This is a genomic window from Streptomyces sp. NPDC059917 (assembly GCF_042730635.1).
Taxonomy (GTDB): Bacteria; Actinomycetota; Actinomycetes; order Streptomycetales; family Streptomycetaceae; genus Streptomyces.
In genome coordinates, this window is the sequence record NZ_JBHWLC010000064.1 from 1 (window position 1) to 15,143 (window position 15,143).

A 15,143-nucleotide genomic window follows, 5' to 3' on the forward strand; every position below is an offset into this window, starting at 1 on the left:
GGTGGGGGGGGCTTGTTTTTTTTTAAACCCCACCGCCCGCCCCCCGCGCGGGGCGCCCCCGCCCCGGGCCCCCCCGCCGGGGGCCGGGGCGCGCCTCAGGTGGTCTTGAAGGCGCCCAGGGCGCTGCCCTTCACCCAGGCGTCCCAGTCGAGGTTCCAGTCGCCGTAGCCGTTGCCGAAGCGGTCCATCGGCTTGCCCGTGGTGCCGGTGACCTCGACGACGTCCCCCTTGCGGCTCTGCCCGTAGAGCCACTTCGCGTCGGCGGTCGACATGCCGATGCAGCCGTGGCTGACGTTGGCGCGGCCGAAGGACTCGGCGTTGTCGGGCGCGGCGTGGACGTACTCGCCGCTGATGGTCTCGCGCATGCTCCACTCGTAGCGCCCGTAGAAGCCGTCCGGGTGGTCGCGCGGGATCCCGATGGTGCGCGAGTCCATCAGCACGGTGCCGTCCTTGCTGAGGATGGTCTTGACGCCCTCGCGGGTCCGGTACTTCGCCTCGCCGCCGCTGACGGGGATCGTGCGCACCGGCGTACCGTCCTTGACCACGGTCAGGGTGTGCGCCGCCAGGTCGACCTTGTTGACCATCGAGGCCCCGACGGTGAAGTCCAGCGTGCGGTCCCCGGCCGCGGCGGTGCGCGCGTCGAGCCGCACCCCCTGCAACGGCGCCTTCAGCGAGACCTTCGTTCCCGCGGGCCAGTACTGCCGGGGGCGGAAGTGCAGGTAGGTGTCGCCCTTGGCCTCGGCCCAGTGCCAGGCGCCCACCACCGCGGTGGAGGTGGTGATCCGCATCCGGCCCTCGATGCCCGCGCGCAGCGCGGGGTCCACCCGCTGCCCCTTGAAGACCAGGGAGACCGGCTGGCCGACGCCGACGGTCTCGCCGTTCTCGGGGGCCAGTGACGGCCGTACCGTCCGCGCCGCGCCGGGCAGCAGCTGGGCCGGGGGAGCGGGCGCCCGGGTGGGGTCGGGGAGCGCCGTGGGGGAGGGCGGCGCCGAGGCGGTGTCGGCGGCCGCGGCGGCCTTCTCGGCGATGCGGTCGCTGTCGGAGCGCTCGGCGCCGCAGGAGCCGATCAGCGCGGTGGTGACGACGGTGGCGGTGGCCGCGACGGCGGTGCGCAGCGCGCGGGAGCGGCGGCGGGCGGGGCCGTCGGCAGGGCCGTGGGCGCGGCCGCGGCGGTCGGCGCCGGGGGCGGGAAGAGCGGGCATTCCCTCATTTTTTGCCATTCCTTGGGGCGTGAGGTCCGCCACAAGTCCCACCGGGCAGGGCCGAAAGGCCCGGGATGTCGGGACGTACGGCCCCCCGCCGTTGTTATGCACCTAGTTGCAAAAGGTCCGGCGGCTCGCTACAACAGGGTCATCACCCCCGCGCGAGGAGGCGCCCCCGCATGAGCCAGTACCCGCACCTGATGAGCCCGCTGGACCTCGGCTTCACCACCCTGCCGAACCGCGTGATCATGGGCTCGATGCACACCGGCCTGGAGGAGCACGAGCGCGGCTTCGAGCGCCTCGCCGCCTTCTACGCCGAGCGCGCCCGCGGCGGCGCGGGCCTCATCGTCACCGGCGGCATAGCCCCCAACGACAAGGGCCGCCCCTTCGAGGGCGGCGCCCGCCTCACCACCGAGGCCGAGGCCGCCGAGCACCGGGTGATCACCGAGGCGGTGCACGCCGAGGGCGGGAAGATCGCGATGCAGATCCTCCACTTCGGCCGCTACGCCTACCACCCCGAGCTGGTCGCCCCCAGCGCCCTCCAGGCGCCCATCAGCCCCTTCGTCCCGAACGAGCTGAGCGAGGACGAGGTCGAGGAGACCGTCGAGGACTTCGTCCGCGCCGCCCGCCTCGCGCAGCTCGCGGGCTACGACGGCGTCGAGATCATGGGCTCCGAGGGCTACCTGATCAACGAGTTCACCGCCGCCGCGACCAACCGGCGCACCGACCGCTGGGGCGGTTCGTACGAGAACCGCGTCCGCTTCCCGCTGGAGATCGTCCGCCGGGCCCGCGAGGCCGTCGGCGCGGAGTTCATCCTGATCTACCGGCTCTCCATGCTGGACCTGATCCCCGGCGGCTCCACCCTCGACGAGGTCGTCCACCTCGCCAAGGAGATCGAGGCGGCCGGCGCCACCATCATCAACACCGGCATCGGCTGGCACGAGGCCCGCATCCCCACCATCGCCACCTCCGTCCCGCGCGCCGCCTACACCTGGGTCACCAAGCGGCTGATGGGCGCGGTCTCGGTGCCCCTGGTCACCAGCAACCGCATCAACACCCCCGAGATCGCCGAGGAGGTGCTCGCCGACGGCCGCGCCGACCTGGTCTCGCTGGCCCGCCCCTTCCTCGCCGACGCCGAGTTCGTCGCCAAGGCCGCCGCCGGACGCCCCGAGGCCATCAACACCTGCATCGGCTGCAACCAGGCCTGCCTCGACCACACCTTCAGCGGCAAGATCACCAGCTGCCTGGTCAACCCGCGCGCCTGCCACGAGACCGAACTCGTCCTCTCCCCGACCCGCGCGAAGAAGCGCGTGGCCGTCGTCGGCGCCGGACCGGCCGGACTCGCCTGCGCCGTCTCCGCGGCCGAGCGCGGCCACGCCGTCACCCTCTACGAGGCCTCCGGCCACATCGGCGGCCAGCTCGACATCGCCCGCCGCATCCCGGGCAAGGAGGAGTTCGAGGAGACCATCCGCTACTACGCCACCCAGCTGGAGCGCCTCGCCGTCGACGTCCGCCTCGACACCCGCGCCGACGTGGCCGCCCTGGGCGGGTACGACGAGGTCGTCGTCGCCACCGGCGTCACCCCCCGCACCCCCGACATCGAGGGCGTGGACCACCCCTCGGTCGTCAGCTACCTCGACGTGCTGCGCGACGGCGCGCCCGTCGGCGAGCGCGTCGCCGTCGTCGGCGCGGGCGGCATCGGCTTCGACGTCGCCGAGTACCTCACCGACAGCGGCGAGGGCGCCGGCCAGGACCCCGCCGTCTACTTCCGGCACTGGGGCGTGGACACCACGTACAGCGGCCCCGGCGGCCTCGCCGCGCCCGACCGCCCGGCCTCCCCGCGCCAGGTCCACCTGCTCCAGCGCAAGGAGACCAAGGTCGGCGCCGGCCTCGGCACCACCACCGGGTGGATCCACCGCGCCGAGCTCAAGCACCGCGGCGTCGTCTCGGTGGCCGGAGCCGCCTACGACCGCATCGACGACGAGGGCCTGCACATCACCGTCGGCGGCGAACAGCGGCTGATCCCCGCCGACACCGTCGTCCTGTGCACCGGACAGGAGCCGCGCCGGGGCCTGTTCGACGAGCTGATCGCGGCCGGCATCGACGCCCACCTCATCGGCGGCGCCGACGTGGCCGCCGAACTCGACGCCAAGCGCGCCATCCGCCAGGGCACCGAACTCGCCGCCGCGCTCTGACGGTTCGCCCGCGCACCGGGGTGTTGTGGCGGCCGGTCCCGGCCGCCACAATCACCCTGTGACACAGACACCCCTCACCCCGGCCGACGGCGAGAAGATCCTCGCCGAGAACTTCGCCCCCTGGGTGCTCGACCTCGGCCTCGTCGTCCAGGAGACCGGCCCGGACCGGACCGTGCTGCGCCTGCCCTGGTCGCAGCGGCTCGCCCGGGACGGCGGCGGCCTCAGCGGCCAGGCCCTGATGGCCGCGGCCGACACCGCCACCGTCATCGCGATCTCCGCGGCGCGCGGCGGCTACGGCCCGATGACCACCGTCCAGCAGTCCACCAGCTTCCAGCGCCCGGTGGTCGGCGCGGACGTCCTGGTCGGCGTCCGCGTCACCAAGCTCGGCAAGCGGATGGCCTTCGCGGACGTCACCATGACCCCCGAGGGCGCCACGGAACCCGCGGCGACCGCCTCCACGGTCTACGCGCTGCTCGGCTGAGCGTAGTTTCCGTAGCCCGTCCAGTCCAAGGCCACGCAGGGCTCGTCGCCCACCACCCAGGCATCGTGCCCGGGCGCGATCTGGATGAAGTCGCCCGGGCCGACCTCGGCGCTCTCGCCGCTGTCCATCACGATGTTCATCCGGCCGCTCACGATGTACCCGGTGTGCGCCGACTCGCAGCTCTCCGTGCCCGCCAGCGGCTTGATGTGCTGGGACCAGCGCCAGCCGGGCTCGAACACGGCGCGTCCCACCGGGCCGCCGTCCGTCTCCAGCAGGTCGAGCCTGCCCTTGCCGTCTTCGAACGGCCTCGTTTCGTCCGCGGAGTCAAAGCTCCGGTACACCAGTCCGGCCATGATCCACCGCCTCCCGGCGGAGCGCACCCGAGTCCACGTCCCAGCCTACGCGCGGTCGGGGTGCTCCACCGCGCGCGCCTTGCCAGACTGGGGAGTACGGGCTCCCGCGCGGCGGCGACGGCAGGAGGTGGGACATGGACCCGGTGGCGGCGCTGAGCCGGATCGCCTTCCTGCTGGAGCGCGCACAGGCCCCCACCTACCGGGTGCGCGCCTTCCGCGGCGCCGCCGCGAGCCTCACCGCGATGGGCCCGGGGGAGACGGCCGAGCGGGCCGCCGCGGGCACCCTGGAGGCGGTCAAGGGCATCGGGCCCAAGACCGCCCGGGTCATCGAGGAGGCCCTCGCCGGGACGGTCCCCTCCTACCTCCGCACGCTGGAGGACGAGGTCGCCGCCCACCCCGAGGGCGAACCGCCGCCCAGCCCCGCGGCCGCCGCCCTGCGCGCGGCCCTGCGCGGCGACTGCCACCTGCACTCCGAATGGTCCGACGGCGGCAGCCCCGTCGAGGACATGGGCCGGGCCGCCGCGGGGATCGGCCACGAGTGGGCGGTCCTCACCGACCACTCGCCGCGGCTGACCGTCGCCCGCGGACTCTCCCCGGAGCGGCTGCGCGAACAGCTGGCGGCGGTGGCCGAACTCAACGCCACCTGGGCGCCGTTCCGCCTGCTCACCGGAATCGAGTGCGACATCCTCGCCGACGGGAGCCTGGACCAGGAGCCGGAGCTGCTGGACTCCCTCGACCTCGTCGTCGCCTCCGCGCACTCCCAGCTCCGGATGGAACCCGCCGCCATGACCCGTCGCCTCCTCGCGGCCGTCCGCAACCCCCTCGTCGACGTCCTCGGCCACTGCACCGGACGCCTGGTGACCGGCCGGACCCGACCCGAGTCCACCTTCGACGCGGACGCCGTCTTCGCGGCCTGCGCCGCCTCCGGCACCGCTGTGGAGATCAACAGCCGGCCGGAACGACTGGACCCGCCCCGCAGACTGCTGCGCCGCGCCGTGGCCGCGGGCGCGCTCTTCGCGATCGACACCGACGCCCACGCGCCCGGCCAGCTGGACTGGCAGCCGCTCGGCTGCGAACGGGCCGTGGAATGCGGGGTGAGCGCCGAGCGCGTCGTCAACACCTGGACGGCAGAGGGCTTGCGAACATGGACCCGCACCCGCCGTCCCCCGTGACGCCCTCCGTGCCCGCCGCCGACCGGCCCCGGGCACCGACCGGAAAGCAGGCCGCAGATGACGCGTTCGCCCGTCCCCGTGATCGACCTCGGGCCCTGGCGCTCCGACGGCCCGGACGCCCGCGCCCGCACCGCCGACCGCGTCGACCGGGCGCTCCAGGAGGCCGGCTTCCTGCTGATCACCGGGCACGGCGTCGACCCCGCCCTGCCCGCCCGGATCCGCGCCGCCGCCCGCACCTTCTTCCGGCTGCCCGCCACCGCCAAGCAGCCCTACGCCGTGGCCGTCGGCGATCGCGGCTGGCTCGGCCCGGGCGCCGAGGCCAACAGCTACGCCGAGGGCGCCCCCTCCCCGCCCGACCTCAAGGAGTCCTGGTCCTGGGCGGCCGACGAACCCACCGGCCGGGCCGCCGTGGACGCCGAGTGGTTCCGCCCCAACGCCTGGCCCGCGGAAGTCCCCGAACTGCGCGCCCTGGTCACGGAGTACCTCGCCCGGATGCGCGCCCTCTGCGACGAACTGCTGGAACTGCTCGCCCTCGCCCTCGGCGCGGGCCCGGACCTCTTCACCCGCCACACGGGCCACCCCACCTGGGGCTTCAACGTCAACTGGTACCCGGGCGCCGAGCACACCGGGCCGCCCCTGCCCGGCCAGTTCCGCATCGGCGCGCACACCGACTTCGGCACCGTGACCGTCCTGGACCGCGAACGGGGCGCGGGCGGGCTCCAGATCCACACCGACGCGGGCGGCTGGCAGGACGCACCCTGGGACCCGGCCGCCCTCACCGTCAACATCGGCGACCTGATGGCCCGCTGGACCGGTGACCGCTGGCGCGCGGGCCGCCACCGCGTGCTGCCGCCGCCCGCCGAGGCACCCGCGGAGGAACTGCTCTCCCTCGTCTACTTCTACGAGTGCGACCCGCACACCCGGGTGGAATCCCTGCCCGCCCCCACCGGCCGGGTGGTCCACGAACCGGTCGACTCCCACCACTACTTGCGCGCGAAGCTCGACGCGATCACCGTCACCTGACCCGACCGCCGCCGCCGTCGGCGCCCGCCCCGCCCCGGTGGCCCCGCCGCGGTGGCGGGCGCGGGCCCCTTGAGGGCGCGCACGGTCGTGGATCACAATCCGCAGATGTCCGCCCCCACGCCCGAACTCCCGCCGACGCCGTCCGATCCGCCGCCCTACAGCAGCTGGATGCGGTACTTCGCGCCCACCGCCAACCACCGCCGCCTCGGCCTGGTCTGCCTCGGCGTCGGCCTCCAGCGGGGCGTGCTGCCCGTCGTCGGGCCACGGGTCCTCGACCACCACGTCGCCGTGGTCGTCACGGCGGGCCGCGGCTGGTTCAGCCACGGCGGCAGGGCGCCGCAGGAGGTGGTCGCGCCCGCGCTGCTGTGGCTGATGCCCGGGGTCGTGCACCACTACGGGCCCGACCCCGCCACCGGCTGGGACGAGGGCTTCGTCGACTTCGCGGGCCGCAGCGTCGAGGCGTACACCGACCTCGGCTACATCACCCCGGACCGGCCGGTGGTCCCGCTGACCGAGACGGCCGGGGTGCGCCACGTCATCGACGGGATCGTCCGGGCGGCCCGGCGCGGCGGCCCGCTGCTCGACGTGGAGGCCGCCGCCGCCGTCCACGGGCTCTTCGTCGCCCTGCGCTACGCCCGCGCGGAGGTCTCCCGGCACGGGGACGCCGTGATGGACACCCTCGCGCGCGACGCGCTCCTGCCGATCTCGGTGGCGGAGCACGCCGCGCGCCTGGGGATGGGGCTGCACGAACTGCGCGGCGCGGTGCGGCGCAGCACCGGCGAGGGGGTCAAGGAGTACCTCCTCGGGATCCGGCTGAGCCGGGCCAAGGAGCTCCTCGCCCGCACCGACCTGCCGGTCGCCGGGGTCGCCCGGCGGGTCGGTTACGAGGACGCGGCCTATTTCAGCAGGCTGTTCAGCCGCCGGGTGGGAGTGGCCCCCGGTCGCTTCCGCGAACAGCAGTCGCTGCCGAGCCAACCGGCGCAGGCGTCAGGCGCCAGACCTGACGCCTGACGCCTCACGCCTGATGCCTGACGCCTGACGCCTCAGGGCCGGTAGCCGACGTTCAGCTCCGCGACCGAGGTCCAGGGGTTGCCCGCCACCTCCCGCGTCGCCCTGAGCTTGACGTAGCGCGCGGAACGGGGCGTGAAGGTCGCGTCCTGTTGCGCCGTGGAGTCGGGGAAGGTCCCGGACGCCGCCGCGCTCCAGTTGACCCCGTCGGTGGAGGTGAGGACCTGGTAGTCCGCGATCCGGCCGTTGCTCTGGCCCTGCCTCGGCAGGAGGTGCAGCGCGCCGACGTCGTACGCGGCCCCCAGGTCCAGGGCGATCTCGTGCGGCATCGGCGCGGTGGCCCGGTACCACTGGGTGTGCCAGATGGTCGCCGGGTCCCCGTCGAGGACGTTCGCGGCCCTGCCGTTCTCGCCGGCCGTCTCCTCGCTGTCCACCGCCTTCACGCTCATCCGCGACTGCGGGACCAGGAGTTCACCGCCGCCCGCGGGCCCCAGGTCGTCCACCGCCAGGTCGTCGAGCACGAAGTCGGCCTCGTTGTGCGAGTCCTCGGCACTGACCTTCCGGATCCCGATCCAGGCGTCCGCCCCGGCCGTGAAGGTCTTCGTGAAGGTGGTCGCGGTCCGGGCCTGGCCCAGCGCGGTGGCGCTCTCCGTGCTCCCGGCGCCGGTGACGAACTGGTAGTCGCCCGCGAAGCCGTTCTCATAACCGAAGCTCACCTTGTACGAGCGCCCCTGCACCAGCCGCAGGGTCTGCGGCAGCGTGCGGTAGACCAGGCCGGTGCGCTCCTCGTGCGACTTGAGCGAGTTCTGGCCGCCGATCACGTCGTCGACCAGTTTTCCGTTCCAACCCGCCTGCGTGTAGGGCGCGTTGCGCTGCGCGATGTGCGTGCGCGGGTCGGTCGCCGAGCCGCCCGCGCCACCGAAGGCGAAGGGCCCCCAGCCCGCGTCGACGTTCTCGAAGTCCTCGGTGAACCAGTGCCCGCCGAGCGGGGTGCGCGCACCGCGCACCACGCGGACGTCGTCCAGCACGACGGTGCCCGCACCCGAGGCGGCCGACAGCTGGAGGGTGGCGGTGGACTGGCCCGCCGGCACGTCGAAGAACACCTTCATCCGCTGCATCCTCGTGCCGTTCTTCTCGCTGCCGCCGAGGTTGTTCACCAGCGGCGAGGAGTCGGCGTACACGGACGCGGCCGCGCCCCCGGTGGGGGACACCTTGAGGGTGGCGGCCCGCCCGGTGGGGGTGGAGACCCACACCGAGGCGGCGTAGGTCCCCGGGGTCAGGCCGGTGAGCTGCTGCGACACGGTGGGCGCGGTGCCCGCGGCCAGGGTCAGCTCGTTCTGCCCCTGGGCGTTGCGCGTCACCGCGGCGCCCGCCCCGGTGACGTTCCAGGCGGAGAGGTCACCGGAGTAGAAGGACGGGTCCTTGACCGGGGTGCCCTCGCCCCACTGCGGGTCGCCCTGCGCCGGGGCGGCCCCGTCGGTGACGACGTAGGGGGTGCGGGCCGCCGCGTCGATGGTCACCCGGCCCCCCGTGACCGGCAGGTCCTTGACGAACCGGCGTCCGGAGTCGGTCAGTTGGTAGAGCTTGGGCGCGCTCCAACCCGCCGGCAGGGTCCAGGTCGTCGCGGCGGCCTTGTCGTTCCAGTGGTAGAGCTTCCCGTCGCGCGGCAAGAGGTACGCGGAGCCGTCCAGGACCGTGCGCCCGGCCGTGGTGATCTTCCGGGTACCGCCGGCCGTCGTGACCGAGGTGCCGCTCGCGAGGGTGACCGTGTCGGCCGTCCACTTCACGATCGGCGATTCCTGGAGGTACTTGGTCGGCAGGTTGGTGGCGAAGGTCGTGTTCAGGAAGGCGGCGTAGTCCTTCTTGCCCTGCCAGCCCTCGTAGGCGGTGACCTCCGCGCCGCCGAGCAGCGGATTGCGCGCGATCCAGTCGTCCTTGGCGTGGTTCGCGATGAAGCGGGTGATGGTCGAGTTGATGCCCTTGAGGTCGCTACCGCCGTAGTCCACGTCCGTCGCCCAGTGGTGCCAAAGGGACTGTTCGGTCAGCGTGTTGGGGAACTCCGTGGCCAACTGGTAGCCCAGCGAACCGATCTCCCGCTCCAGCTTCCGCGACACGTACCCGTCGCCGTACCAGACGTCCACGTAGAGGAAGTCCAGCCCGGGAGCCGCGGCCTTGAGGTCCTGGAGGCGCTTCAGCCGCTCGCCCGACTGGCCGTCCTTGCGGGTGTCGACGTAGTACGACTGGTCCAGCCAGTCCCAGCCGAGCCCGCCGCTCTGGTGGGCCGGGTCGAAGGTGGCCGAGACGGGGTACTCCTCGGTCGCGTTGATGTGCACGCCGAAGTCGGCGTTGTAGGAGTGCCCGGCCGTGATCAATGAGTTGAGACCGGCGGCGCCGCCCAGCTTCGACCCGATGTTCTTGTAGTCCATGTGCGCCGAGTCGTGCCCCTCCGACGCGTACCCCTTGAGCAGCACGAACTGGCCGAGGCCGTCGGTGGCCCGGGCCACCCGCTTGGTCTCGTCGAGCGTCTCGGAGAAGGGATGGGTGGCGGCCGAGGCGAAGTTGAAGGGGATCCTCTGCACCACCCGGTCCGCGGTCTGCTGCCAGCCCGTCGGCGGGGTCCAGACGTCCCGGTAGGCGATGGCCGCGTCCTGCCAGTCCACCACCGCGTCCGCGTTGCGGTCGGCGGTGATCGCCACGCGCGCGTACGGCAGCGGCTCGGGATCGTCGAGCGGAGCGCCGCTCGGCCGGTACAACCAGTCCCCGCTCCACAGGCCCGCCCGACGGTAGGACCCCTTGTCGGTGACCCGCTCGCTGATCCGACCGTTCTCGCGGGCGGTGGCGCCGGACGGCTGGTCGTACCGGGAGTTGGTGTCGATCGCGGCGGCCAGCTTCCCGGTGTTCACCAGCCCGTACATCACCGTCCTGGGGGCCGCGTCGACCGGCGTGCTCGCCGTGACCGGGGTGAAGGCGTCGCCCGTACCGGTGGTGGCCGTGTACATCGAGGCCGTGGACAGGGCGGCGCCCGCCTGGTCGCTGCGCACGCTGACGAGGGTGTGGTCGGGTATCGAGAAACTGCGCACGCGCAGCGCGGCCGTGTCCTGGATCGAGGTGACCTTGAAGTCCACCACCGAACCGGCCACCGACAGCGAGGACGTGAGGGTGACACCGGAGAACGACATCACGTAGTCGATCCCCGAGGCCGTCGCGGTGGAGGTCACCGTCGGGGTGTAGGAGGTCCCGTTGACCACCACGGCGGAGAGCGGGTCCTCGTTGCCGTTCAGCACGTCACCGGTCGCCCGTCGGGTGTAGCTGATCACCCGGGGGAAGGCGGGGTCCACGCTCACGGACAGTTCGGGCGAGGTCAGGGTCACGGGCGTCGCCGCCGTCGCGGTGGGCGCGGCCACGACCAGGGTGGCGACGAGGCCGGCCACCGCGGCTGCGGCCGGCCAGAGGGGGGTGCGCATCGGACCTCCGGGAGTCGGCGCTTCCTGCGCGGAACCGCACGACGTGGAGGCCGGCCGTCCGCTCGCTGATCACGTCAGCTTGCGGACCGCGGCCGCGGCAGGCCCATGGACAAACCCGCGTGCTGTCATGGACTTACGGCGCCGGGGCGCACCTCAGTCCTGCGCGCGGGCCGTGACCGTCGCGTCGCTGCGGTCGCCCAGGAACTCGTACCAGCGGCGCTGGAGGCACAGGTAGCGCGTGTCGGCCTCGACCAGGTCGAGGAACGAGTCCACCGTCGATTCGAGCCGCTCGCCCAGCCCCGTGTCCGTCAGCGCGCCGTCCGCGCCGAACGCCTGGTGGGCCATGGCCAGGCTGAACATGTCCGGGTACACGCGCGCCCCGAGGTGCTCCAGCGGGACGCGCAGCGCCCACAGGCCGCGGTTGCCGCCGACCAGCGACGGGGAGGCCGAGACCAGCAGGGCCTGCTTGTCCTTGAAGGGCTGCGGGCGCAGCCGCGAGACCCAGTCGACCGCGTTCTTGAGCACCCCGGGCACCGAGGCGTTGTACTCCGGGGAGGCGATCACCAGGGCCTGGGCCGCGTCCAGCCGGTCGCGCAGCACCCCGGCGGCGGCGGGCGGACCCTCGTCGGCCTCGTCGTCCCCGTCGTACGGGGGCATCAGGAAGTCACCGATGTGCGCGAGGTCCGCGGTCGCCCCCGCGCGCACGACGAGCTGCGCGACCAGCGCCGCGAGGCGGGCGTTGACGGAGCCCGTGCGGGAGGAGCCGGACAGGACGAACACGTGCAGGGGTTCGCGGCTCCGGGCCTCGGGACCGCCGGGGTCCTTGGGGAACGGGAAGGGGTCGATCGGTGCCACTGCTGCTCCTTGCCGCTGCGTGATCCCGTGGCCGGACGACCCCGGACCCTCCCCGCGCCGACAATACGGCGACGCCCCCCACCCCCCACCCCCACCGCGCCGAACACCCAACGCTTCACCACCCCCCACCCAGGGCAGAGCAACCCCATGGCCCCCACCCACCCCCACGAGCCGCGCCGATCCAGCCCCGCCGGCGTTTGAGGCGCCGCCGGAGGCCCCACGACCGACCCGACCCGACCACCCCACCCCAGGAGGCCCGCATGACGGCGAACCCCCACCCCCCGCAGCCCCCGGTGACCCTGGCCCTCGTCGGCGCGGGCCTGCGCGGCCTGACCTACGCCCGGCACGCGCACGCGACCGGCGCCGGCCGCGTCACCACCCTCGCCGAGCCCGACCCGGCCCGACGCGCCGCCGCCGCGGCCGAGTTCGGCGTCCCGCCCGACCGGGTCCACCCCCACTGGCAGGCCCTGGCCGCCGCCGACCGCCACGCCGACGCCGCGATCATCGCCACCCAGGACCGGATGCACACCGACCCCGCCGTCGCCCTGGCGGCCACCGGCCACCACCTCCTGGTGGAGAAGCCGATGGCCGCCGAGGAGCCCGAGGCCGAACGCATCGCCGTCGCCGCGGAGCGCCACGGCGTCCTCCTCGCCGTCTGCCACGTGCTGCGCTACACGCCCTACACCCGGACCCTCAAGGCGCTCCTCGACGAGGGCCGGATCGGCCGCCTCGTCGGCGCCGAGCACCTGGAGCCCGTCGGCTGGTGGCACTTCGCGCACTCCTTCGTCCGCGGCAACTGGCGCCGCTCCGACACCTCGGGTCCCCTGCTGCTCACCAAGGCCTGCCACGACCTGGACTGGCTCGTGCACCTCTTCGGCCGTTCCCCGGCCACCGTCATGTCCCACGGCCGCCGCACGCACTTCCGGCCCGAGGGCGCCCCGCCCGGCGCCGCGGCCCGCTGCACCGACTGCGCGGTCGAGCCCGACTGCCCCTACTCCGCGCCCCGCCTCTACCTCGACTGCCTCGGGGATCCGCGCCGCGAGTTCTGGCCGCTGTCCGCGGTGACGCCCGAACCGACCCCGGCCGCCGTGCGCGAAGCACTGCGCACCGGGCCGTACGGCCGCTGCGTGTACGCCTGCGACAACGACGCGGCCGACCACCAGGTCGTCGCGATGGAGTTCGCCGACGGCGCCACCGCCACCTTCACCGTCAGCGCCTTCACGCCCATGGGCGACCGCCGCACCCGGCTCTTCGGCACCCACGGCCACATCGAGGGCGACGGCGCCACCCTGCGCGTCACCGACTTCCGCACCGGCCGCGAGGAGCTGGTCACACCCGCCGGGGGGTCACCGCAGGGCGGGCACGGGGGCGGGGACCTGGCCCTGACCGAGGCGTTCCTGGCCGCGGTGGCGACCGGCGACGGCGACCTGCTGCTCTCCGGACCCCGCACCAGCCTGGCCACGCACTGCCTGGTGTGGGCCGCCGAGCGCGCACGCGCCCTCGGCGCGCCCGTCGACGTACCGCGGTGAGCGCCCTCGCGCGGCTCAGCCCGTCAGCAGCACGATGGCCGAGCCCCACAGGGTCAGCAGCACGTTGCCGAGCGCGTACGGCACGGTGCACCCCAGCCCCGGGATCTGGCTGCGCGCCCGCTCGTTCAGCGCGCCGATCGCCGCCGTCGTGGTCTGCGCCCCGGACAGCGCGCCCATCAGCGTCGGCAGCGGGATGCGCTGGACGAAGTGGCCGAAGGCGAACCCGATCAGCAGCGGTACGGAGGTCGCCACCGCCCCGCCGACCAGCAGCGGCCACCCCGCCCGGAGCAGCCCGCTCGCGAAGCTCGGTCCGGCGTTGAGGCCGACGATGGTCACGAACATGCACAGCCCCAGCGTGCCGAGCAGCCACTGCGCCGCCGAGGGCAGGTTCCCGTACGTCGGCCGCTTGCTGCGGACGTGACCGAAGACCAGCCCCATCAACAGGGCCCCGGTCGAGGTGGACAGCGACAGCGGGGCGCCCGCCGCGTGCAGGGCCGGAATGCCGATGCACCCGCCGATGAACAGCCCGCTGGCGATCCACACCATGTCGGTCGCGAAGGTGGTCGGCACCGCCGTGCCCAGGTGCGCGGCGGCCGTCTCCACGAGCGGCTGCGGTCCGGTGATCACCAGGGTGTCGCCGCGGCGCAGCGCGTTGCCCCGGCCCATCGCCAGCTCCGCCCCCGCGCGCTCCTGGCTGACGATGAACACCCCGGTCATGAAGTCCGCGTGGCGCAGGGTCCGGATCGTGGTGCCGTCGTAGGCGTGATCGGTGAGCACGATGTGCAGGGTCTCCGTGCGGTAGCCCAGCAGCTCCATGTCGTCGGACTCCATGCCGATGTGCGTCCGCGCGTCGAAGGCGACCAGGTCCCCGCGCACGGCGCTCACGGCGACGGTGTCCCCGAGCCGCAGCAGGGTCAGCGGGTCGTGGTCGATGACCTTCCCGTCCCGCCGCACCCGGGTGATGTAGATCCGTCGGTCCAACTCCCGCTGTTCCGCCTCGAACTCGCCGATGCCGCGGCCCGCGAAACCCTCCACGTCCACGTCGTAGGCGCGCAGCACGTGCTGGTAGTAGCCCTTGCCCGCGTCCAGGTCAGGATCCGGCCCGGCGCTTTCGAGTGCGGCGCCGAGCAGCGCGCTGTCGACGGCCAGGTCCCGGCGCAGCAGCCGCGGGAGCACGGTGGGCAGCAGGATCGCGGGCAGTACGGTGCCCAGCGGATAGGTGACGGCGTAGGCGACGGCGACGAGGTGCGCCTGCTCCTGGGCCGCGGCGGCGTCGAGGCCGGGCAGCTGGCCGATGGTGTCGGCGGCGACCCCGATGACGGCGGACTGGGTGAGGGCCCCGCCCAGCAGTCCGGCGGCCAGCCCGGGCCCGTAGCCGAGCAGGTGGGCCAGGCCCCAGCAGACGGCGAGTCCGCTGCCGCAGACGACGAGGGTGAGCAGGACCTGCGGGGCGGCGTCCTTGCGCAGGGAGCGGAAGAACTTGGGCCCCACGTCGTAGCCGAGGGCGAAGAGGAACATCAGGAAGAAGACGGACTTGATGGGTCCGGTGATCTCCACGTGGGTCTGCGAGCCGATGAGCAGCCCGGCGACCAGGCAGCCGGTCACCGCACCGACCGCGAAGGTCCGGTAGCGGATCCGGCCGATCTGGAAGCCGACGGCGACGGTGAGGAAGACCAGGAGCTCCGGGTACGGCTCGAAGACGTGCGCGCGCAGCCAGTCCATGGACGTCCGCCTCCCCAGTCCGCGTCCGCCCATCTTCCGTGCGCCCCGCGGCCCCGGCGGCGTCGGATCCCCGCCCGTCGTCCGGGTCCACCCGATCGGACGCGCGCGGCGGGCCGGGGACGGCGGGGGAGGAGGGCCA

11 protein-coding genes are annotated in these 15,143 nt (G+C 73.8%); 6 read left to right on the forward strand and 5 right to left on the reverse strand.

Annotated features, from left to right (window positions below; genetic code table 11):
- Positions 1–95: 95 nt before the first annotated feature.
- Positions 96–1,202: a L,D-transpeptidase gene (locus ACFWAR_RS29675; protein ID WP_385783562.1), complete on the reverse strand. Its 1,107-nt coding sequence runs from the start codon at positions 1,200–1,202 to the stop codon at positions 96–98.
- 179 nt (positions 1,203–1,381) lie between these two features.
- Here ACFWAR_RS29675 and ACFWAR_RS29680 point away from each other — a divergent pair, with 179 nt between their 5' ends.
- Together ACFWAR_RS29680 and ACFWAR_RS29685 are read left to right on the forward strand one after the other, a co-directional pair.
- Positions 1,382–3,397: an FAD-dependent oxidoreductase gene (locus ACFWAR_RS29680; RefSeq protein WP_385783564.1), complete on the forward strand. Its 2,016-nt coding sequence runs from the start codon at positions 1,382–1,384 to the stop codon at positions 3,395–3,397.
- A gap of 58 nt (positions 3,398–3,455) precedes the next feature.
- Positions 3,456–3,878, forward strand: coding sequence for a PaaI family thioesterase (locus ACFWAR_RS29685; protein WP_385783567.1), 423 nt, complete (start codon positions 3,456–3,458; stop codon positions 3,876–3,878).
- On the opposite strand, the gene ACFWAR_RS29690 is transcribed toward ACFWAR_RS29685, so the two are convergent.
- Positions 3,860–4,231: a cupin domain-containing protein gene (locus tag ACFWAR_RS29690; protein WP_385783570.1), complete on the reverse strand. Its 372-nt coding sequence runs from the start codon at positions 4,229–4,231 to the stop codon at positions 3,860–3,862. The two genes, ACFWAR_RS29685 and ACFWAR_RS29690, sit on opposite strands and share 19 nt — an antisense overlap.
- Positions 4,232–4,365: 134 nt before the next feature.
- Between ACFWAR_RS29690 and ACFWAR_RS29695 the strand changes: the two genes are divergently transcribed.
- From ACFWAR_RS29695 to ACFWAR_RS29705, 3 genes are all read left to right on the forward strand, one after another.
- On the forward strand, positions 4,366–5,403 hold the full coding sequence (locus tag ACFWAR_RS29695) for a PHP domain-containing protein (RefSeq protein WP_385783572.1): 1,038 nt from the start codon (positions 4,366–4,368) through the stop codon (positions 5,401–5,403).
- Positions 5,404–5,460: 57 nt separating this feature from the next.
- Positions 5,461–6,426, forward strand: coding sequence for an isopenicillin N synthase family dioxygenase (locus ACFWAR_RS29700; RefSeq protein WP_385783575.1), 966 nt, complete (start codon positions 5,461–5,463; stop codon positions 6,424–6,426).
- 105 nt (positions 6,427–6,531) lie between these two features.
- Positions 6,532–7,437, forward strand: coding sequence for an AraC family transcriptional regulator (locus ACFWAR_RS29705; protein WP_385783578.1), 906 nt, complete (start codon positions 6,532–6,534; stop codon positions 7,435–7,437).
- Between the two features lie 32 nt (positions 7,438–7,469).
- On the opposite strand, the gene ACFWAR_RS29710 is transcribed toward ACFWAR_RS29705, so the two are convergent.
- Both ACFWAR_RS29710 and ACFWAR_RS29715 read right to left on the reverse strand, forming a co-directional pair.
- A complete protein-coding gene (locus ACFWAR_RS29710) occupies positions 7,470–10,898 on the reverse strand; it encodes an endo-alpha-N-acetylgalactosaminidase family protein (protein ID WP_385783581.1) in 3,429 nt (1,142 codons plus the stop codon).
- A 153-nt stretch (positions 10,899–11,051) separates the two neighbouring features.
- Complete coding sequence (locus ACFWAR_RS29715) at positions 11,052–11,744, reverse strand: NADPH-dependent FMN reductase (RefSeq protein ID WP_385783660.1); 693 nt, start codon at positions 11,742–11,744, stop codon at positions 11,052–11,054.
- Between the two features lie 269 nt (positions 11,745–12,013).
- On the opposite strand from ACFWAR_RS29715, the gene ACFWAR_RS29720 reads away from it, so the two are divergent.
- Positions 12,014–13,282: a Gfo/Idh/MocA family protein gene (locus ACFWAR_RS29720; RefSeq protein ID WP_385783584.1), complete on the forward strand. Its 1,269-nt coding sequence runs from the start codon at positions 12,014–12,016 to the stop codon at positions 13,280–13,282.
- 15 nt (positions 13,283–13,297) lie between these two features.
- Here ACFWAR_RS29720 and ACFWAR_RS29725 read toward each other — a convergent pair whose 3' ends face one another.
- Positions 13,298–15,004, reverse strand: a complete 1,707-nt coding sequence (locus tag ACFWAR_RS29725; RefSeq protein WP_385783587.1) for an aspartate:alanine exchanger family transporter — start codon at positions 15,002–15,004, stop codon at positions 13,298–13,300.
- Positions 15,005–15,143: the final 139 nt, after the last annotated feature.

Bases quoted from the DNA above. Each gene is read 5' to 3' on its own strand.
- ACFWAR_RS29675 (WP_385783562.1), bottom strand. From the start codon at position 1,202: ATGCCCGCTCTTCCCGCCCCCGGCGCCGACCGCCGCGGCCGCGCCCAC.
- ACFWAR_RS29680 (WP_385783564.1), top strand. From the start codon at position 1,382: ATGAGCCAGTACCCGCACCTGATGAGCCCGCTGGACCTCGGCTTCACC.
- ACFWAR_RS29690 (WP_385783570.1), bottom strand. From the start codon at position 4,231: ATGGCCGGACTGGTGTACCGGAGCTTTGACTCCGCGGACGAAACGAGG.
- ACFWAR_RS29695 (WP_385783572.1), top strand. From the start codon at position 4,366: ATGGACCCGGTGGCGGCGCTGAGCCGGATCGCCTTCCTGCTGGAGCGC.
- ACFWAR_RS29700 (WP_385783575.1), top strand. From the start codon at position 5,461: ATGACGCGTTCGCCCGTCCCCGTGATCGACCTCGGGCCCTGGCGCTCC.
- ACFWAR_RS29705 (WP_385783578.1), top strand. From the start codon at position 6,532: ATGTCCGCCCCCACGCCCGAACTCCCGCCGACGCCGTCCGATCCGCCG.
- ACFWAR_RS29710 (WP_385783581.1), bottom strand. From the start codon at position 10,898: ATGCGCACCCCCCTCTGGCCGGCCGCAGCCGCGGTGGCCGGCCTCGTC.
- ACFWAR_RS29720 (WP_385783584.1), top strand. From the start codon at position 12,014: ATGACGGCGAACCCCCACCCCCCGCAGCCCCCGGTGACCCTGGCCCTC.
- ACFWAR_RS29725 (WP_385783587.1), bottom strand. From the start codon at position 15,004: ATGGACTGGCTGCGCGCGCACGTCTTCGAGCCGTACCCGGAGCTCCTG.